Source organism: Lacipirellulaceae bacterium, from assembly GCA_040218535.1.
GTDB lineage: Bacteria > Planctomycetota > Planctomycetia > Pirellulales > Lacipirellulaceae > Adhaeretor.
Genome location: JAVJRG010000012.1, coordinates 1,485,014 through 1,510,643, shown reverse-complemented (window position 1 = coordinate 1,510,643; position 25,630 = coordinate 1,485,014). Strand labels below are relative to the sequence as shown.

General features: G+C 56.9%; 19 protein-coding genes. 11 read left to right on the top strand and 8 right to left on the bottom strand.

Annotated features, from left to right (window positions below):
- Positions 1-33 precede the first annotated feature (33 nt).
- Entirely contained in the window at positions 34-888 is an 855-nt protein-coding gene (locus RIB44_19950) for an SDR family oxidoreductase (protein ID MEQ8618854.1), read from the top strand.
- Positions 889-975: 87 nt separating this feature from the next.
- Here RIB44_19950 and RIB44_19945 read toward each other — a convergent pair whose 3' ends face one another.
- Entirely contained in the window at positions 976-2,106 is a 1,131-nt protein-coding gene (locus RIB44_19945; protein MEQ8618853.1) for a GNAT family N-acetyltransferase, read from the bottom strand.
- A 429-nt stretch (positions 2,107-2,535) separates the two neighbouring features.
- Here RIB44_19945 and RIB44_19940 point away from each other — a divergent pair, with 429 nt between their 5' ends.
- Positions 2,536-3,588: a fatty acid desaturase gene (locus RIB44_19940; GenBank protein MEQ8618852.1), complete on the top strand. Its 1,053-nt coding sequence runs from the start codon at positions 2,536-2,538 to the stop codon at positions 3,586-3,588.
- A 79-nt stretch (positions 3,589-3,667) separates the two neighbouring features.
- Here the strand turns inward: RIB44_19940 and lptB are convergent, their stop codons facing one another.
- The 5 genes from lptB to RIB44_19915 form a co-directional block, all read right to left on the bottom strand.
- Entirely contained in the window at positions 3,668-4,492 is an 825-nt protein-coding gene (gene lptB, locus RIB44_19935) for an LPS export ABC transporter ATP-binding protein (GenBank protein ID MEQ8618851.1), read from the bottom strand.
- Positions 4,493-4,653: 161 nt separating this feature from the next.
- A complete protein-coding gene (lepB, locus tag RIB44_19930; protein MEQ8618850.1) occupies positions 4,654-6,663 on the bottom strand; it encodes a signal peptidase I in 2,010 nt (669 codons plus the stop codon).
- 112 nt (positions 6,664-6,775) lie between these two features.
- Positions 6,776-7,324 (bottom strand): signal peptidase I, encoded by a 549-nt coding sequence (gene lepB, locus RIB44_19925; GenBank protein MEQ8618849.1) that lies wholly within the window; start codon positions 7,322-7,324, stop codon positions 6,776-6,778.
- A gap of 9 nt (positions 7,325-7,333) precedes the next feature.
- Complete coding sequence (locus RIB44_19920) at positions 7,334-8,623, bottom strand: metallophosphoesterase family protein (GenBank protein ID MEQ8618848.1); 1,290 nt, start codon at positions 8,621-8,623, stop codon at positions 7,334-7,336.
- 9 nt (positions 8,624-8,632) lie between these two features.
- Entirely contained in the window at positions 8,633-9,517 is an 885-nt protein-coding gene (locus tag RIB44_19915) for a hypothetical protein (protein ID MEQ8618847.1), read from the bottom strand.
- Between the two features lie 219 nt (positions 9,518-9,736).
- Between RIB44_19915 and RIB44_19910 the strand changes: the two genes are divergently transcribed.
- The 4 genes from RIB44_19910 to RIB44_19895 all read left to right on the top strand — a co-directional run bounded on the left by RIB44_19910 (position 9,737) and on the right by RIB44_19895 (position 14,785).
- Complete coding sequence (locus RIB44_19910; protein ID MEQ8618846.1) at positions 9,737-10,570, top strand: FkbM family methyltransferase; 834 nt, start codon at positions 9,737-9,739, stop codon at positions 10,568-10,570.
- A 365-nt stretch (positions 10,571-10,935) separates the two neighbouring features.
- On the top strand, positions 10,936-11,478 hold the full coding sequence (locus RIB44_19905; GenBank protein ID MEQ8618845.1) for a hypothetical protein: 543 nt from the start codon (positions 10,936-10,938) through the stop codon (positions 11,476-11,478).
- A 150-nt stretch (positions 11,479-11,628) separates the two neighbouring features.
- Positions 11,629-13,290 (top strand): type II and III secretion system protein, encoded by a 1,662-nt coding sequence (locus tag RIB44_19900; protein ID MEQ8618844.1) that lies wholly within the window; start codon positions 11,629-11,631, stop codon positions 13,288-13,290.
- Positions 13,217-14,785, top strand: a complete 1,569-nt coding sequence (locus RIB44_19895; protein ID MEQ8618843.1) for a hypothetical protein — start codon at positions 13,217-13,219, stop codon at positions 14,783-14,785. Before RIB44_19900 ends, RIB44_19895 begins: the two co-directional genes overlap by 74 nt.
- A gap of 20 nt (positions 14,786-14,805) precedes the next feature.
- On the opposite strand, the gene RIB44_19890 is transcribed toward RIB44_19895, so the two are convergent.
- Both RIB44_19890 and lepA read right to left on the bottom strand, forming a co-directional pair.
- Positions 14,806-15,915 carry an endonuclease/exonuclease/phosphatase family protein gene (locus tag RIB44_19890; protein MEQ8618842.1) on the bottom strand — a complete coding sequence of 370 codons (1,110 nt, stop codon included), beginning with the start codon at positions 15,913-15,915 and terminating at the stop codon, positions 14,806-14,808.
- Between the two features lie 174 nt (positions 15,916-16,089).
- Positions 16,090-17,958, bottom strand: coding sequence for a translation elongation factor 4 (gene lepA, locus RIB44_19885; GenBank protein MEQ8618841.1), 1,869 nt, complete (start codon positions 17,956-17,958; stop codon positions 16,090-16,092).
- A 269-nt stretch (positions 17,959-18,227) separates the two neighbouring features.
- On the opposite strand from lepA, the gene RIB44_19880 reads away from it, so the two are divergent.
- The 5 genes from RIB44_19880 to RIB44_19860 all read left to right on the top strand — a co-directional run bounded on the left by RIB44_19880 (position 18,228) and on the right by RIB44_19860 (position 25,545).
- Entirely contained in the window at positions 18,228-20,126 is a 1,899-nt protein-coding gene (locus RIB44_19880; GenBank protein MEQ8618840.1) for a UbiD family decarboxylase, read from the top strand.
- Between the two features lie 195 nt (positions 20,127-20,321).
- Positions 20,322-21,710 carry an MBL fold metallo-hydrolase gene (locus RIB44_19875; GenBank protein ID MEQ8618839.1) on the top strand — a complete coding sequence of 463 codons (1,389 nt, stop codon included), beginning with the start codon at positions 20,322-20,324 and terminating at the stop codon, positions 21,708-21,710.
- Positions 21,711-21,757: 47 nt separating this feature from the next.
- On the top strand, positions 21,758-22,684 hold the full coding sequence (locus RIB44_19870) for a TIGR00730 family Rossman fold protein (protein MEQ8618838.1): 927 nt from the start codon (positions 21,758-21,760) through the stop codon (positions 22,682-22,684).
- A gap of 216 nt (positions 22,685-22,900) precedes the next feature.
- On the top strand, positions 22,901-24,109 hold the full coding sequence (locus tag RIB44_19865) for a TlpA disulfide reductase family protein (GenBank protein ID MEQ8618837.1): 1,209 nt from the start codon (positions 22,901-22,903) through the stop codon (positions 24,107-24,109).
- 206 nt (positions 24,110-24,315) lie between these two features.
- Positions 24,316-25,545: a TlpA disulfide reductase family protein gene (locus tag RIB44_19860; GenBank protein ID MEQ8618836.1), complete on the top strand. Its 1,230-nt coding sequence runs from the start codon at positions 24,316-24,318 to the stop codon at positions 25,543-25,545.
- The last annotated feature ends 85 nt before the right edge of the window (positions 25,546-25,630 follow it).

Sequence of the window (25,630 nt, the reverse complement as noted above, 5' to 3'; positions counted from 1 at the left end):
GTTAAGCCACCTAAAGGCGGTACTACGAACTCAATGCCCAAGCCCCGTGCCATTCTCGTAACTGGTTGTTCCTCAGGAATTGGACGAGCCATCGTCGTACGTCTCGTCGCCGATGGGTTTCATGTCTATGCGGGAATTCGCTCCGAGCCGTCTGAATCGGAGTGGACGGATCATGATTCCGTCACGCCCGTCCGATTGGATGTGACTTCCGACGAACAAGTCGCTCAGGTGGTCCAGAAGATCCAAGAGGAAACGGCCGGTGAGCTCTTCGCACTCATCAACAACGCGGGACTGGCGGCACCCTCAGCGACGGAGCTGACGTCGCTCGACGAATTACGTCAACTGCTCGAAGTGAATGCCGTGGGGGTGATGCGTCTCATTCAAGCTTGCCTTCCCTTGCTACGGCAAACCCGGGGGCGAATCGTGAATGTCTCCTCAATGAATGGCGTGGTCGCCTTACCAATGGTCGGTGCTTACTCCGCCAGCAAGTTCGCCATGGAAGCACTCTCCGACACACTTCGCATCGAGCTGCGTCCTTGGGACATTCCGATCAGCGTCATCCGCCCGGGACAGATCCGAACGGCCATCTTCGACAAAGCACGTACCGCGTTAGCTGAACGAACAGCAGAAATCCCTGAGCATCTCCAACCCGGCTACGCTCGCTTTTACCAGAAATCTGCCCAGTTCAACGAACGAGGAGCGAAGACAGGCGGAACGCCTGAAAGCGTCGCCGCAGTTGTCTCCAAAGCATTGACCGCTCGACGACCCAAACCACACTACTACGTCGGCTTCGACGCCTGGGGCTTGGCGGCACTCAAGTGGCTACTGCCGAAGTGGTTGATGAATCGCATCTTGGCGAGAGCTGCGGGGCTGATGAAGAAGGTCTGACGCTTTCCAACTGTAGGGAACGCCCTCTGTAGCGTTCCGTAGATACGGCCAAAACACCGACACCGCGGAGGGCGTTCGCTACAGGCATCAATCAAGCTCACCGCGATAGACTTCCAGATTCTTGGTGAAGAATATTTTTGCCGCCATCGCATCCAGTGGGTTGCGATTCCACAAATTGGCAACCATCGGTTTCAGGGTGGTCACTGCCCGGCGTTTGGTCTCGTTACTTAGGGGGCCCATGCTGAACGTGGTCAGGCCGCGCTCAATGGCATATTTGACCGCAGTCTGAATGAGATTGTGATAGGCCAACACCTCGTGCGATCTTTGGTAGTCGAGCCCGCCATGACATTGCATGAGCCGCTTTCCGTCAATGAGAAAACTCATAAAGCCGACAACTTGCCCCGCGACACGTGCTACCAACACGGTCTGCCGCTGCCCCGCGAAGGCCCGCGGATCGATCAGCACCTCGTTATACGGCACGACAAACTGGCTGTGGGCGGCGCTTCCTTCGAGGCACTTAAGCACTTCACCTAGCAGTGGCTCTTGGAGCGGCCCCTCCTGCATTTCGATCTGCCCGCCCGCCTGCTCAAAGGTCTTTCGCTCAATCTTGAAGTTTCGACGCCGGTTTCTGGAAACCGTAGCGGCATACTCTTGAAAGCTGGTGCTCTCGCCGATCTCGATGTGGGCCATCGGTAATGCGTAGAACTGATGAAAGCCTTCCCCGGCTGCCCACTGGCAATCTTCTTCAGGCTCGGTGATCCAGAGCATATCGACTCCTTTCAGTCCCTTCGCAAACTCCACGACCTCACGCTTCAAGCGGTTGGGATCAATCTCGATTCCCTCTGCAATGACGAACGGTGACTGATCGGCAAAGACCATAAAAGCGGTGTCGATCAGCAGGGTCGTCTTCTTGGCCAGCGGCCCAAGAGTAGGCCCCAGCCAGCGTCGCCAACCGTGACGGAGCATGTCGGTGACCGGGCGTTTCACCAGTCTTACGGTGGGAACCAACGCGAGAAGCTGACCCTCGAACTGGACGCGGATCCATGCGAGCTGCGTTCGCTGGGTGCTAAAGGGTTGGTAGTAGGAGAAAATGTCGACCAACCGATTGCCGACAGCCCGTAGGTCCGCTTCAGGCACTTGCTCGGTGAGTTCGATTTGCCACGGAGAGTCTGCCGATTCTGTTGCGAGACTGGCCGATTCAGTGGTAGGGGTGGTCATAGAGGCAACTGTCTTGTCTTGCAGGAAACGGCCCGGCAGGGGCGAGCCGCTGGAGCGATGAACGTAACTCCAGAGTAGACACCCAAGTACGCTCAATCAAACCCGCCTTCTGAGACGAACGGCTTGCCACCAGCGGTTTGACCGCATCCTCAGGACGGAGTACTCTGGTAGAAGTCAGGCAAAATAGCGATTCCCTAACGATTACGGAACTTCCGGCGATTTGTCCCCCGAGACTTGGCGACAAAGCCGGCCACGATCCTGACCCCCACCGAAAACAAGATTCTGCGAAGGTCGGCTCAATACGGCCTGGGGAGCGCAGAGTTTTTCACCATGGATGTTTAGACCTCACGGCAATCGTGCCGCACTGAACCTTTCCATCCACCTTCCAAGACCCAAATCTGCACCGTCTGTTTCTAAGGACTCGCTCCCGTGAGCGCTCTGACTGAGTTTACTAGCGATGAACTGAAGAGCCTGCGCGAGAAACGCACGCTTCCCAGGCTGCTGTCGATTCCACTCGCTGGAGTCAGCATGCTGCTGGTCGATCTCCTTATGGTCAACGGCGGCTTTACTGGCGAGAACGCTTGGTTGCTGGCCGCTCTGACGCTCTTCACCGCGTCGATGATGTTTTGCTGGACCAGCGCACTGCACGAGGCGGCTCACCAAACACTTTGGCACTCGCGACCCTTGAGCATTTGGTCCGGGCGTCTGTTGGGCACGTTGATGTTTACGCCTTACTCAATGTATCGCGAAGTCCATATTCGCCATCATGCGTACTTGAATACACCCAACGATTGGGAACTCTGGCCGTACACTGACCCGAAGGCCTCGCTCACGTTCCGCCGTGTGTTTGTGTGGTTCGATCTACTGCTTGGCGTCATCGCTGGTCCGGTGATCTACGGCAGGATGTTCTTTAAGAAAGACTCGCAAATCAAATCTCCCGAGTTGCGACGCACCATTCGTAACGAGTACCTAGCGATCATCTTCGTGTGGGGCGGCATTTGGACGTTCACCACCATCGCAGGACTATGGCCACGTCATGCGTTTGCCATCTTGCTACCGATGTATCTTGCTGCCCTCTGCCAAACAGGGCGGAAGTTCACGGAGCATCTGGGAATGGCCAGCTACGATCCACTGCTCGGCACGCGGACGGTATTGCCACGACAATGGCTACTCAGGCTCAGCTCCTTCCTGAACTTCGACATCTTTATCCACGGCCCCCATCACCGTCATCCGCGGGTTGCTCATACGACGCTCGAAGACAAGCTCGGCGAACACCAAGCGGAAAACCCTGAAGTCGAGTACCCAACTTATGAGCGGTACTGGCAAGCGACCTGGGCGATGCTCCCCTCCCTTTGGAACCCCGGCTGCGGCGTCAACGCCGGTGCGACGGAGAAGGAACCCGAAGTCGATATCGAAGACTTCGTTCCCGATGTCGTTGCCGAGCGTGCGAATTCTGATCAGCTAGAAGTTTCGCAAACGTAGGCAACTCTTGCATTCAACAACCGAGGGGTGGCATGGGCAGCTCGCCTGCCCTTGTTCCTATCGAAAAAGCTGCCTCAGACTAAGCGGCATCATCGGACACATTCTTGCCTGTCAGCCGCCCTCGTAGCGCCGCCAAGCGACTGTGCGGCGTGTTGAGCTTCGGAGCAGGTTGGCCCAGCCCGACGTCCATGCCTTCGCCGAAGTAATACTTGCGGGCGTCAGGGTTCTGCAACACTTCATTCGGCGTGCCGTGGCAAAGAACTTGTCCAGCTCGTATCACGTAGCTGCGATCAGTGATTTCGAGCGTTTCGCGTACTTGGTGATCGGTGATCAAGATCGAAATGCCACGTTTCCGCAAGTCACGAATGATGTTCTGGATACTAGCGATCGTTACCGGGTCGATTCCAGTGAAAGGCTCATCGAGGAGAATGATCTTCGGATCGGAAACCAAACAGCGAGCAATTTCAAGGCGACGGCGTTCGCCTCCCGACAGCGACATCGCTTTGCTTTTGCGGAGCTTCGTGATGCCAAACTGTTCAAGCAGCTCCTCGCACCGCTGACGACGGGTCTTGCGATTCATGCCGAGCATCTCCATGACGCCCAACAGATTGTTCTGCACGGAGAGTTTCCGGAAGACGCTCGACTCCTGCGCCAAGTAGCCCATGCCACCGTCGCGAGCCCGTGCATACATCGGCCAGTCGGTGACATCCTGCCCGCCCAGCTTCACGGTCCCCGCATCGGGCTCCGCCATGCCGCAGGTCATGCGGAAGGTGGTCGTTTTGCCAGCACCATTAGGTCCCAACAGCCCGACGATCTCGCCTGACTCGACATGGAAGTCCACGCCGTCCACCACACGACGGCGACCGTAGTTTTTAACGAGACCGGAAACTCTGAGGAGCGACATGGGTTGAGTTTTTAGCGGTTAGCAGTGAGTCGTTAGCCATCATGTCATTCCGACCGAGCGTCAGCGACCGAGGAATCCGGTACGAACTCGAGTCCAGGCCAGATTCCTCGATCGGCGAGCCTCCCGTCGGAATGACACAGATGGGTAATAGCGAAAAGCTCCTACCGCACCAACCTCATATCGCTGAAGTTTGGAAAGCCTGGCAATTTGCGTAGCCCTGGTATCGAACCCCATGAGTGCGGCCAGAAAACGCAAACCGCCTTGCCGATCAGAAGCCTGCGGTCGAGGTAAGCTCCGCCAGGGACGCTATCACCGCTGCGCGATCCGCCCTTCCAAAGTCGAGCGTCCTGACTGAACGGGCTGTTATCACCCATAACGAAGAACTGTTCTTCATCAACGGGAAACGAAACCCTGCGGCGTTCGAGAAACCGGAACCAATTCTTGGGTTCAGAAAACAGTTCCCGGTGGCTACCAAGCTGAGGCAGCCTACGACCTTCAATCACTTCCGAGTTTGAAATCGAACCGTAATCTTCTAGCGAATTCAGCGGATACTCTGACGCCAAGTAGTAGATGTCCCGCAAGACCTCAATACGGCTGATCTTTAACTGCGCTCCTGCTGCTCCGATCCCAACAGGGGCAAGATCTCCTTGATCGCCGCTCTCTTCGGAAGACGCCCAAGGAATCAGCCGTTTTCGCTCGCCGAAAAGTTCCTCGGGGTCATAAGTTGAATCCGTGATCTCAACGAGTTCGCCATCGACCCAGAGCAGCAACTGGTCATCCACGTTGGCAAATAGCAAGGTGTAGCTACCAGTCGAATTGACTGGCGTTTGAGCTTTGGCTTCGAAGTCGAGCTTCTTCCCAGTCTCACCGTCGACAATCCCAAACTCGACGGCCCCTGTACTGAGATCGATCTTCGCCCGAAAGTGCTTCCCTGCTTCGACCAGATCTAACAGCAGGCTCCCTTGCGCTGCTTTCACTTCGACTTCGCAGCGTACCGCGAGGTCGCTAACCCACTGCAGTCCTTGGTTAGCTGCTGTCGCCTCCCAGGTGTAGTCGTTATCCCGAATATCTTTCCGGCTTAACTTAGCGTTGTAGGGATTGAAGTCCGTGACGAGTTCCGGGCCGATGGTTTCTAACCAAGCTTCGACACTTTGGTTACCGCCTTCAATTTGCCCCTCACGCTTGATGTCGCGAATCGCTTGCCAGTCAGCAGCATCGGGCACTAAGTGCCGATAACGCAGCCACGCAGTTTCATCCGCGTCGCCCGAATGATCGATCTGAAAACTCGTTGCCACCGTCTGTTCACCGGGCTCCGCCGTAACCTCCCACCCCTGAGGCGTTGTTGCCGCCCACCGCAGCGGCCAACCGGCCTCATAAGCTGTACTGGATTCAAAGTCGGTGTCGTGAACCGGCTGCAACATCGCCAGCACTTTCGAGGGCGGTTTGCGCTGTATTTTGTATTCGGCACTTCCATCCAGAGGACGCGCGAAGAGATCGCCCTGATAAACCTGGAGCCTCTCACCCGGCAAGCCAACCAAGCGTTTGATGTAGTTCATCCCCGCATTGCCGGGGTACTTAAAGACGACCACATCCCAACGCTCAGGGTCGTTGAACGTAAAGCCATACTTGTTGACGAGGATTCGATCGCCATTGTAGGAAGGTGCCGCTTCGACGCCTTCGAGAGTTACCTGATCTTCCAATTGCGTTGGGAAATCGGGACGGCCTGAAAGCGACTTCGGTCGAACTGGCATCGCGTGACGACACATCGGGCAAACGCCGCCCAAGACTTCGGCACCTTGAACACCAGCGATTAATCTCTCGCGATCTCGCTTGTTCATTAAGCGTCCCGAATTAAGGAACTCAATCGCCTCCAAGACCTGGTCGCTCTCTTCCTCGCTATCAGTGATCCGAAACCGATACCCACATTCCGAGCAGTTCACGTCCTTATGACGGCCCAGTAGAGCAGGTGACATTGACCCAGTCGGAATCTGAAAAGCTTCGGCCTCGAACGTGCGAAATAGAAAGGCCAGCACGAAGGCGATCACGACTGACTCCAAGCTCTCGCGAAAGGCGTGAAAACCGCCCGGCTTGGGCTGCTCCTCGATCGGCTTAGGCTCTTTCTTAGCCGGAGATTTCTTGGCGGAGGGCTGTTTCTTGCTCTTCTTGCTCATGGATGACTAAGCCTGGATTTGCGAAACTCGCGATGATTCCCGACAATTGTACGCGAAAGGGTACTTCGAAGAATACACGCAAATCTTGGCGGGGAAGCGAGAAGAAAACCAGCTAGCGAACGCCGAGGGGCACCCCTAGCACCAGACGTGCCGGAACAGGCCCCCACAGGCGACTGTCAATCGAAACGGGGCTATTGTCACCCAGAACGAAGATTTCGGTTTCGCTTAACTCCCAGGGACCGGGTCGCAAAGGCTGCCCCGCCGCGCGTGGTGTGTAGTAGACCTCTGGAGGCTGGTCCCCGACTCGTCTGTGCCAGGTTCGCTTTTTCGAGAGCGGATGATGCTCGATCTTCCCATTCACGATCAACTTGCCCTCTCGCAGATCGATCCGCTCACCCGGCAGCCCGACGACTCGTTTCACCGCAAGCTGGCCATCGACGGGAGATCGCAACACGATGACCTGCCAGCGGTCCAAGGTCTGCAGCAAGACCGCTCGATCAATAACAAGCCGACTCCCCTCTGGCACGGCCGGTTCCATCGAAGTGCCAGAAACCGTGACCGGTTCGACGAGCCCCATTGCGACCCAAGTGCGGAGGATCAGCGAGAGAGTAAGGACTCCCACTGCGTAGCGAATAGCCCTATATGGAAGGGGACTATGCATAGTCTGCTGCTATTTCTCCTTTTTTGCATCAGGCTTCCGCGCAGCCAGACGATGCTCATCAAAAATCTTGCTGCCTTCACCCTCATCCAACAGCACGACTCGATAGGTGATCGACTCTTCGTCGAAGGAAAGCAGTTGGACGTGGTGACCTTGCCCCGCTTTCGCCTGCGGGGGACGCAAGTACCAAAGGTCGAGTTTCGGCGTGCGCTGCCCGACGCCTAGCCCCCCCTCGCCGATATAAACAACTCCCGTTGGATCGATGCGGTTGTTACGAATTGGCGGCGTTCGTTTGATGTTGTGACCGTCCCCTTCGCAAACCAAGTCGACGTTGTATTTCTCGAATAGCGGAACCCAGTGGATCAGCGCGCGTCCCGGTGCTTTTACCGCTGGAAAAGCCGGGCGGTGGTACTGCGGAACGATCCACCGATACTTAGGCCGTGAGGCAGCCAATTCCTCACGCAACCACTTCGCTTGATTGCCGGCGACGCTCGTTTCCGTGTTGAGGATCACCCAGCGAATCTGCGGCCCAACGTCTATGGCATAATAGTTCTTGTCGCCCTTGGGAAAGTCGAAAACCTCGTTAAACAAAGGCCCGTGGTCGTGATTGCCTCGTGTGGGAATGATTGGCAGAAGTTGACCTTTGTCGGTCGTGGTCAGCTCATAATCACTCATCCACCGGGACCATTGCTTAAGATCGTTCCCATTAACGACAAAGTCACCTCCGTGCGAAAACGCGATGATCGGTGTTTTGTCTTCCGTTTGCGACTCGGCAAGCATGCGTGAGAGCATCGCGTTCATCCGCCGTCGCTCCTTCAAGCCGGAACGCGAATCCGCGCCGAAAATCACCGCCAGGGGCTTATCCTCTGCAGGTGCCGTTTTGAAATGGAACGTGGGAGACTTCTCTCCGTCGCTTTCCATCGAAAGCTCGTAGGTTGTGTCAGGAGCAAGCCCCGTCAGACGAACGTGATGGTAAAACAGTTCAACCGCCTTGCTAGAATACTGGCCGTCGCGATGCGATTCTTGCACGCTCCATTCGGCCGCCCCGTTTCCATCAACCCTACGGTAATGAACCTGATGGACCTGTCCAGCGTTGTTGGTATTCCAACTAATCAGAGCGGTGGTGCTTGGGTCCGAGGTCCAAACGCAGCGCCACTGTTGAGGGGCTGCCGATGCTTCGGTAACATCACCTTGAGCGCCCTGCACGGACACAAGCATTGCGGCGAAGCATAAGCCAGCGACTAGGCAGGCCAGCGAGCGAGCGCCGAAAGTAAAGTTTCTAACGTTCTTGTACTCGATCATACGACCTTCTTACTTCTTTCTGAGAATATGCCAATACAGCCCGAGAGCTATCGGGATACAAAAGTGTGAGGCACGCCACAGGGTTTCGTGCCAGTGATTCTCCAAGCCCCCTGCAGTGATCCGACTCAATGCAGTCACGAATCCCCAAACCGCCAACCACCCACAGACGAGCCGCGACCGTACCATCAAGCAGCCGCCCGCAACGGCCAAGTCAACATAGCCGACGATCGTCAGGATTTGCTCCGCCACAATCTGGGACATGTCCCAACCGAACCAACGCTGCGAGGTCCCGATCAACAGGTCTAGAAAGGTGCCTTTCAGCTGAAGCGCTTCCATGCCGTGAATGGCGAACGTACAAGCGATCGCCATACGCATGAGCTGCATCCCCGAAAAAGCACGAATGCTTTTCGGGGACAAGTTCGTCCCTTTCCGCCAGAAGCCCCAAAACGGGTCAATAAGAATCAGCCCCAGTGGAGCGACGACTCGTGCGGCATGACCTCCCAGCGGAAACCAACGTTCAACATGCGGGGCGACCCAGTTGCGCTCTAGTGAGTAGCCGTAGTTGGTCTTCAGCATCGCAAAGAGCAAAAGCCCTTCAAGCAAAACCAACGGACCCGTAACCAACAGGCAAGGTCGTACCAAGCTGAGCAATCCGCAGACAAGTGCCAACCATCCGAGCTGCTTCTGCAAGGCGAGTGCTTCGGTCTCGCTCCAGCCCAATCCCCCGCCTTCCTCGCCGACCCACAGCCATTCATCCAACGGTAGTTGTTCGTAGTTGATCCACCACTGAGCCAGCCCAATTGCCTGCAGGCAAACTCCGAGGCGTAGCACCCAGCGAGCCGCCACCCAATAGGGGCTACTCGTGGTTTCCAGAGAGAGTTCGCTAGCACTCATGCCTTCATCTTACCCTAGCAGGGCAAAGGGCCACAAACGGTCGGAGAGCGGCCTATTGTGCCGATCAAATCGCAAGAAGAAGAGGCCCAGTGGAAGCTAGCACTGGGGAAACCTCTCGTGCATCCGAACTTTTGGTCTGGTAGTGTTCTTTGCCGCGCAACCGTCGGTCGGTACGACCGTGGCTAGAGTTTCGATTTCGTTTTTCCCTGAGGTTCGACCATGTCGCTTTCCAGACTCTTCAAACGTCGCGAAAAAGTCCCCTTTGCTCAATGGGGCAGCCAAGTCTCCACGTTCGAATTGCCCCAAGAGGGAAGCGTCGACTACGCCCAGTGGCTCCACCCTTACGAGACCACCAAGTCGATCGACCAGAGCGAGATCGATGGCCTCAAGCAGTTCATCCGCCCCGGAGACTTTGCCATCGACATTGGTGCCCACACGGGGGATACGACCGTCCCGATGGCCCTGGCGGCGGGAAAGCAGGGCTGTGTGCTGGCTTTAGAGCCAAATCCTTACGTCTTCGAGATCCTTAAGGAGAACGCGGGCCTGAACCTCGACAAGACCCATATCGTTCCACAATGCCTGGCGGCGACTGAGCATGATGGCAACTTCGTGTTCCACTACAGCGACGCCTCGTTCTGTAACGGTGGATTCCGCTCGCAGCAGCGTTGGCCGTTGTTTCGTCGTAAGCACGCGCTGAAAGTCAAAGGTCGGATTCTCGCGAATCTGCTGCGTGACGAGTTCGCCGGCTGGCTTCCCAAACTCGCCTACGTGAAAGTCGATGCCGAAGGCTACGACTGCGCAATCCTCAAATCCATTCTGCCCATTCTGCTGGACACCCGGCCCGTGATCCGGACCGAAGTCTTCCGTAAGTTGCTTGCTAGCGAACGTCGCGAACTCTTCGACTTGCTAGCAGATAATGGCTTTGAAGTGTTCCGCTACGAAGGTGGAGAGAGTCCTCAAGGTGCAAGCATCTCGCGAGAAAAACTCACCGCCGAAAAGCACTTTGATATCTTAGCTGTGCCGAGGGCCGAAGCTCGCAACCAAGCAGCCTAGGTGGGCAAACCGCAGCGATCAAACCCTACTCTGGTGGTTAGCACCCAGTCGCTTTCCATCGCCTTTAGGGTATTCACTTGGTTCGAGCAAAAAATTTCTTTGCGGCGTTTGTCCGCAACCCCCTAGTCTTTAAGGGGTATACGAACTTCTCGCGCTTTTACGCAAGGCTGCTGTGACTGACTCACTAAGCCTTCCCTCAATTCGTGGGGGAAATCATTACGATACTAACAAAATCGCAACACCCAGAAAGGCTGGCAGTGCCAGCCTTGAAGGAGCGAAGCGGGTGCGAGTGCTGGGGCAGCGCTCGCACCTGCATTTCTAGTCGATTGATTGCCCAAATGAATGAGACCCAGGGAGGGGAACTCATGCTCAGGAATTCTCGTGCTATCGGTTTTCTAATTGTTGCCGCTGTAAGCGTTTGGCCAACGAATACACTGCGCGCGGACACAACGGCAACGACTGAGTTCTGCGTCACCGTAGGAACCGCCTTGTCGGTAATCGCTCCGGTGGCGACCGTGCCTCTCACGCATGATGGGTTGAGCGGCATCAAAGAATTCGCACCTGCCGTGATGACCGTCATCTCCAACGACGTGGATGGTGCCACTTGCACCTTCGAGACCACTACGGCGATGGTTCATCAGACACTGCCACTGGAAAAGCGTGACATCGGCCTCTCGCTGGCCGTGCTGACGACGGACCCTGCCGCTGCTTGGGCGGTGACAGCGGCGACTGACCAGACCGACTTCGGCAACTTAATCCCCGACGAAACCGCCACCGTCGTCGCAGAGTCAACCGGTCCCGGCAATGCAACCCTTGCCTTGGTGATCTCCTTCATCACAGGTGACGAAAGCACACTGATCCCAGGCGACTACTGCGCAACAATCACCGCCACGATCACGGCAAAATAGCAACTGCAAATAGCATCTCCAGATTGACATCGAATAACGACCTTACGATTCGACCTCATTGAATACCTGCTCTCGTAACTTATCCCAAGTCTTCTCAGAACTGAGCGAACACAGCAACTGCCGAAGTGGTAGTCTGCTCTCGACAATGCTATGTCCACACCCAACCAACACAACGCGATTCTTCGGCTGGCAACCTGCCTGCTCAGCGCGCACCTGTGTTGCCTCGGGTGCTCTGCGACGAGGCCGACTCCGCTGGCTCTGACCGAACGGGCAACCGCCACAGAAGTTGCCACGGCGGACGAAATCGAAGACAAGAACTGGCCCGGTGGAGGCGAGCGAACGGCGTTTCAGTTCCCAGAAGATTTCTCCACGCGTGTCGAAGGAACCGTCAGTGAGCCATCCGCCATCGCGATCGCCTCGCAGCGATTGCCCCGAGTCGAACGGATCGCCAGTGCGAACGATCGAAATCCAGAGTCATGGTTCCCCAGCATCCCCAGAGTCGAGCAAGCCGCACACTGGGCGAATTCGAGTCCGCTCGAACAGCCAATCCCCACCGAAGCAGACAACAACGCGGAACCTCTGCCACTGCCGGAAAGCTCGCTAGTCAGCGACACCTTCATTGAAACGGACGTTCGCGAAGCGTTGCAATCCTTGGCCACGCAAGCCGGTGTGCGACTGATCGTGGATGATCAAGTCCGCGGCACGGTCTCAGCGAACATAGAAGAGCGTACCTTCGAGGAGTCGCTCGTTCAGGTGCTTCATCCGCTGGGGTTCGTCTTCCGGAATGTGGGCGAAACGGTCTACGTCGGCGTGCCCGATCCCGATTCTGCACTGTTTCCCGAGATCGCCGAGCGCTTTCGCTTTTCCGCCTATCACCGCGACCCCGAGGAACTCGCCAAGACGCTCCCAAAGCGTTACCAGAAGTTCGTTCGCATCTCCCCCCAAGGAGGTTGGTTAATTGTTGAGGCACCCGAGCAACAAGCTCGACATGTGCTGAGCGAGTTGGAAGAGCTCGACCAACCGGTGCCGCAGGTAGTTCTCGAAGCGCTCATTTGCGTCTATTCGCCCGAGACGAATTTCCGCTTCGGCTTCAACATGGAGAGTGGCGTCCACGTGTTCGGGAAATCGGCCGATGTCGCACTCAACAGCTTGAGCATCGCTGGCAAGTTCGGGGCCCCCGCGGCAAACAGTCTGAACGACTTCCGCGTTACCAGTTCACTACTAAAAGCACTCGAGCAAAAAGGCTACGTGAAAATCCGTGCCGCTCCCCGCGTGATGGCTCAGGATGGCAAACAGGCGCGGATTCACATCGGGCGTGATACGTTCTTCAGCGTCCAACCCGAGACGAACAACTTTCTCTATCGGCAGGATGTCCAGCAGGTGTCCTCGGGGATCATGCTCGACATCGTGCCGCGGGTGAGAGAACCCAACGTGGTTGTCGATATCGAACGGGCCGAGGTGAGCGAGGACATCCGAGCGGACGAAACCCAGGCCGGCTCGGACGATCGCTTCCCGTTGATCAATCGACGGAGCGTTTCGACCACGGTACACGTGCTCGACGGTCACACGATCGTGATCGGCGGACTGACCCAACGCCAGAAAGTGAACGTCCATAACCGCGTCCCTGTGCTGAGCCGCATCCCGCTAGCCGGAAAGTTATTCCAACGCGTGGAACGGCAGGATCAGAAAGTCGAAGTGGCGATCTTCATTTCGCCGCGCATCGTAAAGGACTGTGCTCATGCTGGCACCAGAATCAACGAGGAAGCATTGCCGCTTCACCTTGGCGACAACGCTGAGCTTACTCCTCATTAGCCAGGCGACCGGGGCACGCGTCGAGAAGCGGGTTCAGCCGAAACCTTCCTTCCGCATGACGCCACTTGTCGTGCAGGCCAATGCACGGCCCGGGCAAGAGGTGCGTTTCTCGATCACCTTAGAAGCGTTCGACAAGCCGCTCGACGTGATGATCCATCCAGTGGGTCTCCAACAAGACGGTCGGGGACTGATTCTGCCTGACGTCCAAGCACGCATCACTGGCGACATCCGACTGCTCACGAAATCGCGCGTGCGACTTCGCGCTGGCGAAAGCACTGAGGTTCGCGGCGCCTGGCAATTACCCGCCACCAAGAGCGACTTCTTCATGGCGGGTTTATTGGTGACTGATTCCGGGGCTGCCTTAGAAGCCGAAAACGGCCAGTCGAGCGATCGCGTGGGAGGTCGTGTGCGTTTCGTCACGCGCTACCTTTTGCGATTGGAAGCCAACTGCCGTCAGGGGGCTGCGAGTACCGATTTGGCGATCCGCGATGGGAAACTCCTTGATCGCGAGGGAAGCGCCTGGGCAAGTTGTCAGCTCGACGCCACCCGCAGCGGTAGCGTCCATACGGAGATCCTGGGGCGGGTCCTCAATGCCGAGGGCGAGCCCGTCACCACGCCGTTTCCGATGTACATGTCCGTGCGTCAGAACCAGCCCGAGAAAACCCGCCGTCAGGTGCATTTGCTAACCGGCAGCAAGGTACAGGTCGTCGCCCCCGTTCCCGCACCCTTGTTCCCCGGCAAATACCAACTGGCGGTGCAGCGAAAAGGGACAGGAGCTCAGGCGACCGAGCAACGCTTTCCGCTGACCGTCGGTGAGAACGATTTTCCCGCCCAGCGATCGCTCGTGGCGGAAGTCGTTCGCTCGTTAGAAGTCTCGCCACGGCAAATTGAGCTGTCGACTTTACGCGGCGGGCGGCGGCGTGTGCCGCTGCAATTCCATAACCGCGGTCCACAAGCCGTCACGGTTCAGTTGTCGGCCCCGGACGCCGACGCGTGGCTCATGATCCGGCCTCAGCAATTTACGCTCGCTCCCGGGAGGAAACGTAACGTGCTGGTCGCTTACCGCGGTGGCACGAACGTTCAAGATAACCGCTACGGCAAACTCGTCGCCGAAGTCGTTCCAACAGAAACAGTTCAGGGAGGACGTGTCGAATTGCCAGTGGGTCTGATCGCCGATGAAAGCTCCGTGGCCCGCATTCAGTTCGGATCAGCTCACTACTTGCAAACCAACGAGAATACCATCCTCCTGGTTCCTACTAAGAATGAGGGGACTCGACACGCTCTGCTCCAAACGCAACTCACGCTTGTAGATTCTCAAGGAAGAAAATGGCAAGCCGCTGCCGGGTTCGGTCGTTGGCTGCTACCTGGGGCAAGCTCGCAGCTCGAATTCAAACTGCCCCGGCTGCCAGCAGCGTCGTACTCACTGGACTTAGCCCCACCGGTTTTCGATTCAGCTGAGGATGTGTACGAGTCTCTAATTACAATAGAAAATTGAGAACTAGGCGACGCTTGAGTTCACTCAGAATCCTCAACATTGTGGCCTTCTTCTTTAGCCGTTTCGACAGCCTGCTCAGCGTCCTCTTGGTCGCCCTGGTCCAAATGCGGAGCGGCCTGTTCATCACGGGCATCCGGCTCGTGGCTCAGTTCCACGTAGAGTGGGAAATGGTCGGAGCCGATATCACGAAGTGTTTCCATCTGCACGAGGCGAAAATCATCTGAATGAAAGCAGTAGTCGAGTGGGTAACGCCAAATCATCGACTTGGCATTGTAGGTGGGATAGAGGCCACGCCCTTTTCTGGGGTCAATCAAATCGCTCACTTCTTGAAAGAGGTTCGTGGTTCGTGACCAGCCAACATCGTTGAGGTCGCCCATTACGATCGCACTCGCATCCTCCTCGATTTCACGTCCCACAAGAATCAGTTCAGCATCCCGCTTTGCGGTTGATTCGCCAGGGCGGGGCGGATTTGGATGGACGACGAAAACTCGCACCTCATGGCCTGAGGGAAGCCTCGCACGGGTATCGATCGAGGGGATCGTTTCTTTCACAAGCGTCCGCACTTGGGGATCAATGAGCGGTAGCCTTGAGTAGATGGCGATGCCGTACGTGTTGTCCTGGGGATGCTTGAGGAAGTGAGGGTAGTCTTTTTCCAATGCTGAGAGATCATCTATCCAACGCTGGTTCACTTCACATAAGGTGATCACGTCCGGATCGACCTCGGTAATCAACTCGAGCAAGGCGTCTGCCTGATCGTTCTCTTGCAGTACGTTTGCGGCAAGAATCCGCACGTGCGTAGATTTGTCTTGCGACTTGGCGTCTTCCACCTCGACAGGTGCCCAGGGCAGATAGGGCGAAATCCAATAGACTTGGATTCCCACACCCAGAAGCAACAGCAGCATGAGCGACTTCGTGAACCGACGTCGCCAAAAAGGAGCCAACATACCCATCGCGATTAAAGAGCCGATGAGAAGTTGCAACCGCGGGAAGTCCCCGATGCGAACCCACCACCAATTGACCGGCAATAGAGGCAAAAAGGATGTCAGCGCCATGACGACGCCGAAGCCGACTGCCGCCCAGAAAACATAGTGCTTCAGTCGATTGGGTTTTGCCTCTTGCTTCTCTCCCACAGTCTCTCGCCCTTGATCTCGTACGATCTGAAGAAGAAATTAAGGAAGCCTAACTACGCAAAGTTTAATAGATTACTCAACGACCTGATACGGACCTCTCAGCTTGAATAATCCAACGAGATAGTCGTAGACTAAGAGGATGTGGGCTACAACGTCGCAAGAAGTGCTGCCCACTCACTTCTTCTCCTCCTCCCCCGTCTCCAACACTGCCAGGAACGCTTTCTGCGGAATGTCGACCGAGCCGATCGACTTCATTCGCTTCTTGCCTTCCTTCTGCTTTTCCCAAAGCTTGCGTTTCCGGCTAATATCGCCACCGTAGCATTTGGCAGTCACGTTCTTACGCATCGCGCTGATCGTCTCGCGGGCGATGATGCGGGTGCCGATGGCCGCTTGCAGGGCGACCTCGAACATGTGACGGGGGATCTCTTTCTTCAGCTTCTTGATCACCGCACGACCGCGGGTGTCGGCATCACGGCGGTCGCAGACGATTGAGAGAGCATCGACGCGTTCGTTCTTGACCAGAATATCAAGCCGTACCAGTTCGCCCGTCTCGTAGCCGCGTAGCTCGTAATCCATCGTGCCGTAGCCGCGGGTCGTACTTTTCAGCTTATCGTGCATGTCGTAAACGACTTCGGCCAGGGCAATGTCGTAAACCAACATGACCCGTGTGGGAGACAAGTACTCTTGCCGCACGAAGATTCCCCGACGATCCGCACACAGCTTCATGATGCCGCCGACATACTCTTCGGGCACAACGAAACTCACCCGGACGATGGGCTGTTGGAACTCCTCGATGTCGCCGACGTCAGGGACGCGCGTGGGCGTATGGACTTCCTCCCAAGTCCCATCCTTGGTTTGGATGCGATAGGTGACGTTCGGAGCGGTTTGGACCAAATCGATGTCCGCCTCTTGCTCCAAACGCTGCTGGACGATTTCCATATGTAAAAGGCCGAGAAAACCGCAGCGGAAACCAAAGCCGAGGGCGTCTGAGGTTTCCGGCTCGAACTCGAAACTAGGATCGTTGATTTGCAACTTACCGAGTGCTTCACGTAGTTGCTCGAAGTCTTGGCCATCAGAAGGGTAAAGCCCGCAGAAAACCATCCGCTTCGGCTCTTCGTATCCGGCGAGCGGTTTTGCCTGTTCGCCACTGGCGACCGTCACCGTATCACCGATGTGTATCTGGCCGAGCGACTTGATGTTGCAAACCAGATACCCCACCTGTCCAGCGGAAAGCATTTCGCGTTGGACACGACGGGGTGAGAGCTGTCCCAGTTCGACGATCTCGTGCGTCGTGCCGGCTTGCAGGAACTGAATCTTCTGCCCTTTGCGCACCACGCCATTCATCAGCCGCACGTAGATGATCGCCCCACGGAACTCATCGTAAACGCTGTCGAACACCATCGCTTGCAACGGTGCATTCGGGTCGCCAGTTGGCGGAGGCACGCGTTCGATCACCGCGGCCAGCACTTCATCACATTTGAGCCCCGTCTTCGCACTGCAACCGAGCACCTCATCAGGGTCAATCCCGAGGGTCTGCTCCATTTCCTGCTTCACTTCGTCAGGCCGCGCGTGATGTAGGTCGATCTTGTTCATCACGGGGACGATTTCCAGGTCGTGCTCAATTGCGTTGTAGGCGTTGGCGACCGTTTGTGCCTCGACACCCTGGAACGCATCCACCAGCAGCACCGCGCCTTCGCAACACGAGAGTGACCGCGACACTTCGTACTGAAAGTCCACGTGCCCCGGCGTGTCGATGAGATTCAGCTCGTACTCTTTCCCTTCGTGCTCGTACTTCATGGAAACGGCACGCGACTTGATCGTGATGCCTCGTTGCCGTTCGAGTTCCATGTCGTCAAGCAACTGCTCTTTCATCTCCCGCTTGCTCACGGTCCCCGTCACTTCGAGCAGCCGGTCAGCAAGGGTGCTCTTGCCGTGGTCGATATGAGCAACGATCGAAAAATTCCGCACAAGCTGCGGATCGACCGCACCCTTGGGGCGCGGCTTCGAAGAGGAAGAACCAGTCTGAGGCGAGGCGGTGGACATGCGATAACTGTAGGAAGCGAAACGAGAAACTTGCCCCCGGCGCTTGCTAGGGGCTCTGGTACTCAAGGCAAGCTCTCCATTGTCGCCTGAACACACCCGTGAAGAAAGCCCAAAGGGAGTTTCTCCACGCGGAGCGTGGAGTTACAGTAACACCACGCTCCGCGTGGTGCAGCAAACGAATGAGACGTTATTTCTAAGGACAACCGGCGGTTCAAAAGTGCGACACTGCCCCATCCTACTAACCTGCAAGCATTAGCGAAGAATCACCGATGGGATACCGCAGCCTCCGCCAATGCGTCACTGACCTCGAGGGGCAGGGCGAGTTGGTCCGCGTCGACGCTCCCATCGATGCCCATTTGGAGGCCGCAGAAATCCAGCGCCGCGTGTTTGCCGCAGGCGGTCCTGCCCTGCTCTTCACGAATGTCACCGGCTGCCAGTTCCCGATGGTGAGCAATTTGTTCGGCACCATCGAGCGCGCCCGCTACATCTTTCGCGACGGGCTCGCCGCGGTCAGCCAGCTCGTGGAAGTGAAGGCTGATCCGCCCGCAGCAATGCAAAAGCCTTGGAAGTACTGGAAGCTTCCGTTCTACGCGCTCTCGATGTTGCCGAAGTACGTTCGCTCCGGGCCGATTTTGCAGAACGAAACAACGCTCTCGAATCTTCCCCAACTGCAAAGCTGGCCCGAGGATGGCGGGCCGTTTGTGACGCTCCCGGCGGTTTATTCTGAGGACCCACGCAAGCCGAACTTGCACAACTCGAACTTGGGTATGTACCGCGTCCAAATCGCCGGCAATCAGTACGAGCCTGACCAAGAACTCGGCCTGCACTATCAGATTCATCGCAGCATCGGTGTCCATCACCAAGCGGCGATACAAACTGGCAAACCGTTCCGCGTGAACATCTTCGTAGGCGGACCACCTTCTTTGCCACTCGCAGCCGTCATGCCGCTGCCCGAGGGGATGAGCGAGCTGACTTTTGCTGGAGCGCTCAATCGTCGTCGCTCACGAATGATCCGTCGTGGCGAGCACCCGGCGATTTATGCCGAGTGCGACTTCTGCATCACTGGCACCATCGACCCTGAGCGGATGCTCCCCGAGGGACCCTTTGGCGATCACTTGGGTTACTACAGCCTGCAGCATCCTTTCCCGGTGATGAAGGTCGAACACGTCTACCATCGCAACGACGCAATTTGGCCGTTCACCGTCGTTGGTCGTCCACCGCAGGAAGATACGATCTTTGGACAACTCATTCACGAGATGACCGGCCCGCTGATCCCTACCGTTCTTCCTGGTGTCCACGGCGTTCATGCTGTCGATGCCGCAGGTGTGCATCCGCTGCTGCTCGCAATGGGAAGCGAAAGATACATGCCGATGACCGCCACTGGCGAACCAAACAATCCAGCACCGCAAGAACTGCTCACCCAGGCGCACGCGATACTCGGACAAGGACAACTCTCGCTCGCGAAGTTCCTCTTGATCGCCAACCAAGCGGACGATCCGCAACTTGACTTGCATGACGAAGGAGCCTTCCTGCGTCACCTGTTGGCACGCGCTGATTGGCGACGTGATTTGCATTTCCAAACCGCGACGACGATTGACACGCTTGACTATTCCGGTGATGGCTTTAACTCTGGCTCGAAAGTCGTCATGGCTGCGGTTGGTCCTGCTCGACACGAGCTGGCGACGGAAATACCCGACGGCTTACGCCTGACGGCTCCTTTTCGGAACCCGAGGGTTGCGCTGCCTGGTGTGCTTGCTGTTGAAGGCCCCGCGTGTCCTGCCCCCTCGTTCGACTACGAAGCGGCCACGCAAGCGCGGCAGGCGACTCGTGACGAGACCCGCGCTCAGATGCAAGCATTCGTTGACAGCTACTCCGAGTCCGACCCGATCAACAAGTTTCGCTGGATCGTCGTCGTTGACGACACCCAGTTTGTCAGCAAATCGCTCCGCAACTTCCTCTGGACGATCTTCACCCGTACCAATCCGGCCAGCGACCTCTACGGCATCGCGTCGAACACGGTCAACAAGCACTGGGGATGCGCCGGAGCACTCGTCTTCGACGCTCGCATTAAACCACATCACGCTCCCCCGTTGGTCGAGGACCCCCAAATCACGCGACGCGTGGATCAGCTTGCAGCGAAGGGTGAGCCGCTGCACGGGATTTTATGATATGTTCTCCGATACTAACCGAGGGCTTGCGCCCACGGCTAAGGATGAATCACCTGGAGAAAGTAGCCGTCGGCGCAAGCCCTCGGTTCGCAGCGGAGTTCGTTTCACAACCTCTGTTCATTCTCTCCGCCAAACCGGCTATGCTATTGCACTCGATTGAACGACTTCTCAGAGCCAAATCTCAATAAACTCCCTATGGCCAACCTGACTTTCTACGGTGCCGCCCAGACGGTTACCGGTTCTAAATACCTGCTCGAAGCCGACGGCGCACGTGTTCTCATCGACTGCGGCATGTTCCAAGGCGTCAAGAAACTGCGCGAGCTCAATTGGGCCGGCACGCCCTTCAAAGCGGGCGAGCTGGATGCCGTGCTGCTCACGCATGCCCACCTCGATCACGTCGGCTACCTGCCCCGCGTCGTGAAAGAGGGCTACAACGGCCGCGTCTACTGCACGCCGGGCACCGCCAAGCTCGCCGAGATCATCATGCTCGACTCGGCCAAAATCCAAGAGTACGACGCTTACTACGCCAATAAAAAGGGTTACTCCAAACACAAACCGGCCCTGCCCCTGTACGAAGGTAAGGACGCGTTGGAGACCGTCAAGCTCATTCGCGAAACCGAGCGGCTCAAATGGACGAACGTTGCTGGACCGATTTGGGCAAAGTTCCACGACGCCGGTCATCTGCTCGGCTCGAACATGATCGAAGTTGAAATTCGGCACGAAGACAAGGAACCGAAACGAATTCTCTTCTCAGGCGACGTCGGGCGTTACGACGGTCCGCTCTACCACGATCCAACACCGCCTCCTGAGTGCGACTATCTGATCTGCGAAAGCACTTACGGCAATCGCGATCACCCGGAGAACGATCTGCCCGAAGCGCTCGCCGAAGTCGTGAACCGCTCGATTGACCGTGGCGGTGTGATGCTGATGGCTTCGTTCGCGGTCGGTCGTGCACAACAGCTCATCTATCTTCTGCAATTGTTGAAGTGCGAAAACAAAATCCCCGATCTGCCGATCTATCTCGACAGCCCGATGTCCTGCAACGCAACGGAGATCTATCGCGAACACAACGAGGACCACGACCTCAGCGAAGGCGAGCTTTGCGGCGATCGTCCGGTGCTCGGCGGCCCAGCCGTTCACTTGTGTCGCAGTGCGGATGAATCGAAAGCGCTGAACAACATCAACGGTGGAGCGATCATCATTGCGTCGAGTGGCATGATGACCGGCGGGCGGATCGTTCACCACTTGAAGCGCCGCCTCTCCGATCCCAAAACGACGATCGTCATGGGCGGCTATCAAGCGATTGGAACCCGCGGTCGTAAGCTCGAGGAAGGGGCAGAAACGCTCCGCATCCACGGGCTCGATATCCCCGTGAGTGCCGCGATTGAGAAGGTCCCCGGTCTGAGCGGCCATGCCGATCGCAAAGATTTACTCCGTTGGCTGAAAGACCTCTCGCAGCCCAAACAAACCTTCCTCACCCACGGCGAGCCCGACAGTATGGACGCCTTCGCCGACACCCTCCGCGAAGACCGCGGCTGGGAAGTCACCTGCCCCGAACTGGGCGAAACCCATGAGTTGGTCTAGCACTAGTGCTACTGAAAACTGAACACTGACAACTGAAAACTATCTCCATGTCCGAAAAACGCAGCAAACAACGTCCCGTCGCTTCCACCGGCGGCACTTCTGAAGATTCCATCCATCCCCCCAGTCGACTCGACCTTGATGAAGCGGTCGCCAAGAATCGGCGGGCGATTCTTGAGTCGCTGAGCTACCGCTTGCCCGAAATGGATATCGATTTCCTCGGTCGCAGCGAACAGCGTCCCATCCGGATGCAGCTTGAACTGCAAAAGGCTGAGACCCTACTCCGCGAGAACAACGTCGCCACAACGGTCGTCGTGTTCGGCGGAACGCAAGTCGTTCCACACGAACAGGCCGAGGCGCGACTGGCCGGTGCAAAACGCCACTTAGATAAGCGTCCTGACGATCCCCGCATCCTCCGTGAAATTGAACGCGCCGAAGCGGTGCTCGCTAAGAGCCACTTCTATGAAGAGGCCCGCGAGTTCGCAAAGATCGTTTCCTCATCCTGCCAGAAGGACGGCAAGTGCGACTTCGTCATTACCACCGGTGGCGGCCCCGGCATCATGGAAGCGGCCAACCGTGGTGCGTTTGAAGTCGGCGGCAAGAGCGTCGGCCTGAATATCGAACTGCCGCACGAGCAGGAACCCAACCCCTATATCACGCCGGAACTCTGCTTCCAGTTCTCCTACTTTGCGATGCGGAAGTTCCATTTCATCCTTCGCGCTGCGGCACTGGTCGTCTTCCCTGGAGGCTTCGGCACACTCGACGAGCTTTTCAATACGCTCACCCTTCGCCAAACAGGCCGCATGCAGGAGATCCCGATCATCCTCTACGGCACGGACTACTGGAACGGGCTGATCAATTTCCAACAATTCGCCGACGAAGGCGTCATCGCCGACGAGCATCTCGACTTACTCCACTACGCGGACTCGCCCGAAGAAGCATGGAAAATCATCGCTGAATTCCATCAGGTCGACTAAGCGACAAAGCCGAATCGAACTTCGACAGTGCTGGTTTCGTAGGATATTTCACAGCCCTGAGATTGCTTTGCCCCCATAATTTGCGGTGCGTTAAGTCGCTCACTATGCTATTGAGTCACCCGAACATTCCCGGGCGAGGCGTAGCTCGCCGGCTAGAGTCTATCTGATTTCATCTCGATTCTCTTGATAAGAATCGAAACACCGAAAGCTCCATTCATGAACACCTCACTTCACCGCACTTGGCTTGCCCTCATTCCCCTCGCTTGCGTCTTCACCGTAGCGATCCCAAAACTCGTCGCCCAAGATTCCGCCACGGCAGAATCGGAAGCTACCGAAGCCACCGACGAGAAAGAACAGACCGATCCTTTTGAAATCCCCAAGGGTGATGCCGGTGCTATCTTGGAATTCATGCAGTCGCTCAGCCAACTTCGTCCCGAAGAAGGCGAAGACACGAAAGCATTCGCCACGAAACTTACGGAGACGATGCGAGATGCGGCCGACGCGATGCTGAAACTCGAAACCACTGATCAGCAAACCGCGCTTGGACATCGCGTCCTGCTGATTTCGCTCGACCGGCTCTCGACCATGGGCGATAAGGCTGCCTTCAAGCGTCTCGAAAAAGAAACTGCCAAAGCACGGGCAAGTAAGAACGATGCGGTCGCCAACCTCGGCTGGCAATTCACCATCGTCAGCAAGTTGGAAAACTGGGAAGAACTCGAGGAGAAAGACCGTCAAGGTTTCGTGAAGAATCTGCTCACCGAGATGGGCAAGTCAGGCTTCCGTCCGATGCACGCCCAGCTCCTGCAGATGACCAGCGAGTCGCTCGAGGGAATCGACCCCAAGTATGCTCGCATCGTCCTCCGCGGAGCGGTCGACTTGATGAAGAAGAGCGAAGACCCTCAGATCCAAGACCAACTCGCCGGCCTCGAAGGCACACTCCGCCGCATGGAACTTCCCGGCAACGAGATGGAAGTCTTCGGCACATACCTCAACGGGAAGAAGCTCGATTGGAAATCGTATCGGGGCAAAGTCGTACTCGTGGATTTCTGGGCCACCTGGTGCGGCCCGTGCCGTGGCGAAATCCCCAGCATGAAGGAAATGTACTCCGGCTATCACGACAAAGGTTTTGAAATCCTCGGCATCTCCCTCGACGACACCGCCGAAGACGCCCAGCGCTACATCAAGGAAGAAGGGATCACCTGGAGAACGCTCTTCCCCGCCAACGAAGCCGACCGCGGCTGGAACAACCCCATGGCACGCTACTACGGCATCAACGGCATTCCGACGGCGATCTTGATCGACAAGGAAGGCAAGGTCGTCCACATGAACGCCCGCGGTCGCAACCTGCCAATGATGCTCAAGAAACTCTTGGGTGAACCGGTCGCTAAGAAGGATGCGCAAGACAAAGAAGACAGCGAAAGCTAAACGCTAAGACTTCGAGCGCAAACGCACCAAAACCTCGGTCAGAACACATCGACTCACACCTAGCCCCCAGCGCAAGCTGGGGGTTTTTTCGTTGGCCTCTGCTAGCGAACGCCCCTCCAGCGACTTGCGACAATTCGCCTCCATGAGATAATGACTCGTTCGGCCCTCAGCCGCCTCCATCAACTTCCCTCCCGAGTCCCCCACTCATGTCGCGTCCCGCCTTTTGCGTCTTCGCAATCCTTGCCCTTATTGCTCTCGAAACGCAAGCGAAGGAACCCGCTGAACAAGACATCTTCCCCGCGCCCGCGGGCGACCTGAAGGCCCAACTCGAGTTCATCCAGCAGCTCTATCGCCGGCAGCCCCCCGCAGGGAACCAACGGCAGCAGTTGGCCCACCAGCAGAAGATCGCTCGCAGCGTCATCGCCGCCGCCGACGCGGCTCTTGAATCGAAGCCGCAGGGTGAGCAGCTCGCTGAGCTACATTTCCACCGCCTCACCGGATTCAACACGCTGGTGAATCCGTCGAAGCCAAAGTCGAAGGAACGCTTCGAGAAAGCTATCGAAACGACACTCGCCAATCCTGACCGCACGGTCTCCGACGTCGGTTTGAAGTTCTACGTCAGCAACGCCTTCGCCCGCTGGCCGATGCTCGACCCGAAAGAACGTGAACAGACGACCGCACGTATTCAGAAATACGTCCTCTCCCGAGACCCCGCCCCGAACTACGTGATGGGTTCCATCAAAGTGGCCGACTTCCTCGCCGAATCGGGGGATGAGGATCTGGCCAAGCAGTTCATCCAAGCGATGTTGCCGCATTTCGCGAAAGCGAAGAACAGCCAAGACGAAACGACAGCGGAAATCAAAGAGCAAGCCAAAGTGCTCGCCGGCATCGGTCGTCGCATGAATCTGCTCGGCCAGACGATCAAACTCTCCGGCCGTACCCTCAGTGAAGAAGAGCCCGAGGGCAAGAAGCTCGACTGGAGCAAATACGAGGGCAAAGTCGTGCTGGTCGACTTCTGGGCGACCTGGTGCGCCCCCTGCCGTGCAGAGCTACCCAACGTCGCCCGGCTGTACGAAGCGTATCATGACAAAGGCTTCGAAGTGATCGGCGTCAACCTCGACGACAAGCCAAAGCTGGCCCAGAAGTTCATCGCCCAGAAGCAGCTCCCCTGGAAAACGCTCTACAGTTTCGACAAAACCCGCCGCGGCTGGAGTGACCCTCGCGCCGTCGAGTTCGGCATCACGGGCATCCCGTTCGCGATTCTCTTAGACCGCCAAGGCAAAGTCATCGACACCCACGCCCGCGAACAGCACTTAGTCGACCTGCTGCAAAAAGAACTCGGTGAACCCCTGGTGAGCCTTCAGGCGTCTCCTAAAGCCGTGACTGCGGCGAAGGTGAAGGTTGATGAAGCGGTGGAGCCGGTGAGCAATCAGTAAATCCACGCTCCGCGTGGATATGCCTTGGAACAGATTCCAAGTCCCATTTGAGGCTGAAACCTTCCTAAGAATACAATGTGAAACT

Bases quoted from the DNA above. Each gene is read 5' to 3' on its own strand.
- RIB44_19950 (MEQ8618854.1), top strand. From the start codon at position 34: ATGCCCAAGCCCCGTGCCATTCTCGTAACTGGTTGTTCCTCAGGAATT.
- RIB44_19945 (MEQ8618853.1), bottom strand. From the start codon at position 2,106: ATGACCACCCCTACCACTGAATCGGCCAGTCTCGCAACAGAATCGGCA.
- lptB (MEQ8618851.1), bottom strand. From the start codon at position 4,492: ATGTCGCTCCTCAGAGTTTCCGGTCTCGTTAAAAACTACGGTCGCCGT.
- lepB (MEQ8618850.1), bottom strand. From the start codon at position 6,663: ATGAGCAAGAAGAGCAAGAAACAGCCCTCCGCCAAGAAATCTCCGGCT.
- lepB (MEQ8618849.1), bottom strand. From the start codon at position 7,324: ATGCATAGTCCCCTTCCATATAGGGCTATTCGCTACGCAGTGGGAGTC.
- RIB44_19920 (MEQ8618848.1), bottom strand. From the start codon at position 8,623: ATGATCGAGTACAAGAACGTTAGAAACTTTACTTTCGGCGCTCGCTCG.
- RIB44_19915 (MEQ8618847.1), bottom strand. From the start codon at position 9,517: ATGAGTGCTAGCGAACTCTCTCTGGAAACCACGAGTAGCCCCTATTGG.
- RIB44_19910 (MEQ8618846.1), top strand. From the start codon at position 9,737: ATGTCGCTTTCCAGACTCTTCAAACGTCGCGAAAAAGTCCCCTTTGCT.
- RIB44_19905 (MEQ8618845.1), top strand. From the start codon at position 10,936: ATGCTCAGGAATTCTCGTGCTATCGGTTTTCTAATTGTTGCCGCTGTA.
- RIB44_19900 (MEQ8618844.1), top strand. From the start codon at position 11,629: ATGTCCACACCCAACCAACACAACGCGATTCTTCGGCTGGCAACCTGC.
- RIB44_19895 (MEQ8618843.1), top strand. From the start codon at position 13,217: ATGCTGGCACCAGAATCAACGAGGAAGCATTGCCGCTTCACCTTGGCG.
- lepA (MEQ8618841.1), bottom strand. From the start codon at position 17,958: ATGTCCACCGCCTCGCCTCAGACTGGTTCTTCCTCTTCGAAGCCGCGC.
- RIB44_19880 (MEQ8618840.1), top strand. From the start codon at position 18,228: ATGGGATACCGCAGCCTCCGCCAATGCGTCACTGACCTCGAGGGGCAG.
- RIB44_19875 (MEQ8618839.1), top strand. From the start codon at position 20,322: ATGGCCAACCTGACTTTCTACGGTGCCGCCCAGACGGTTACCGGTTCT.
- RIB44_19870 (MEQ8618838.1), top strand. From the start codon at position 21,758: ATGTCCGAAAAACGCAGCAAACAACGTCCCGTCGCTTCCACCGGCGGC.
- RIB44_19865 (MEQ8618837.1), top strand. From the start codon at position 22,901: ATGAACACCTCACTTCACCGCACTTGGCTTGCCCTCATTCCCCTCGCT.
- RIB44_19860 (MEQ8618836.1), top strand. From the start codon at position 24,316: ATGTCGCGTCCCGCCTTTTGCGTCTTCGCAATCCTTGCCCTTATTGCT.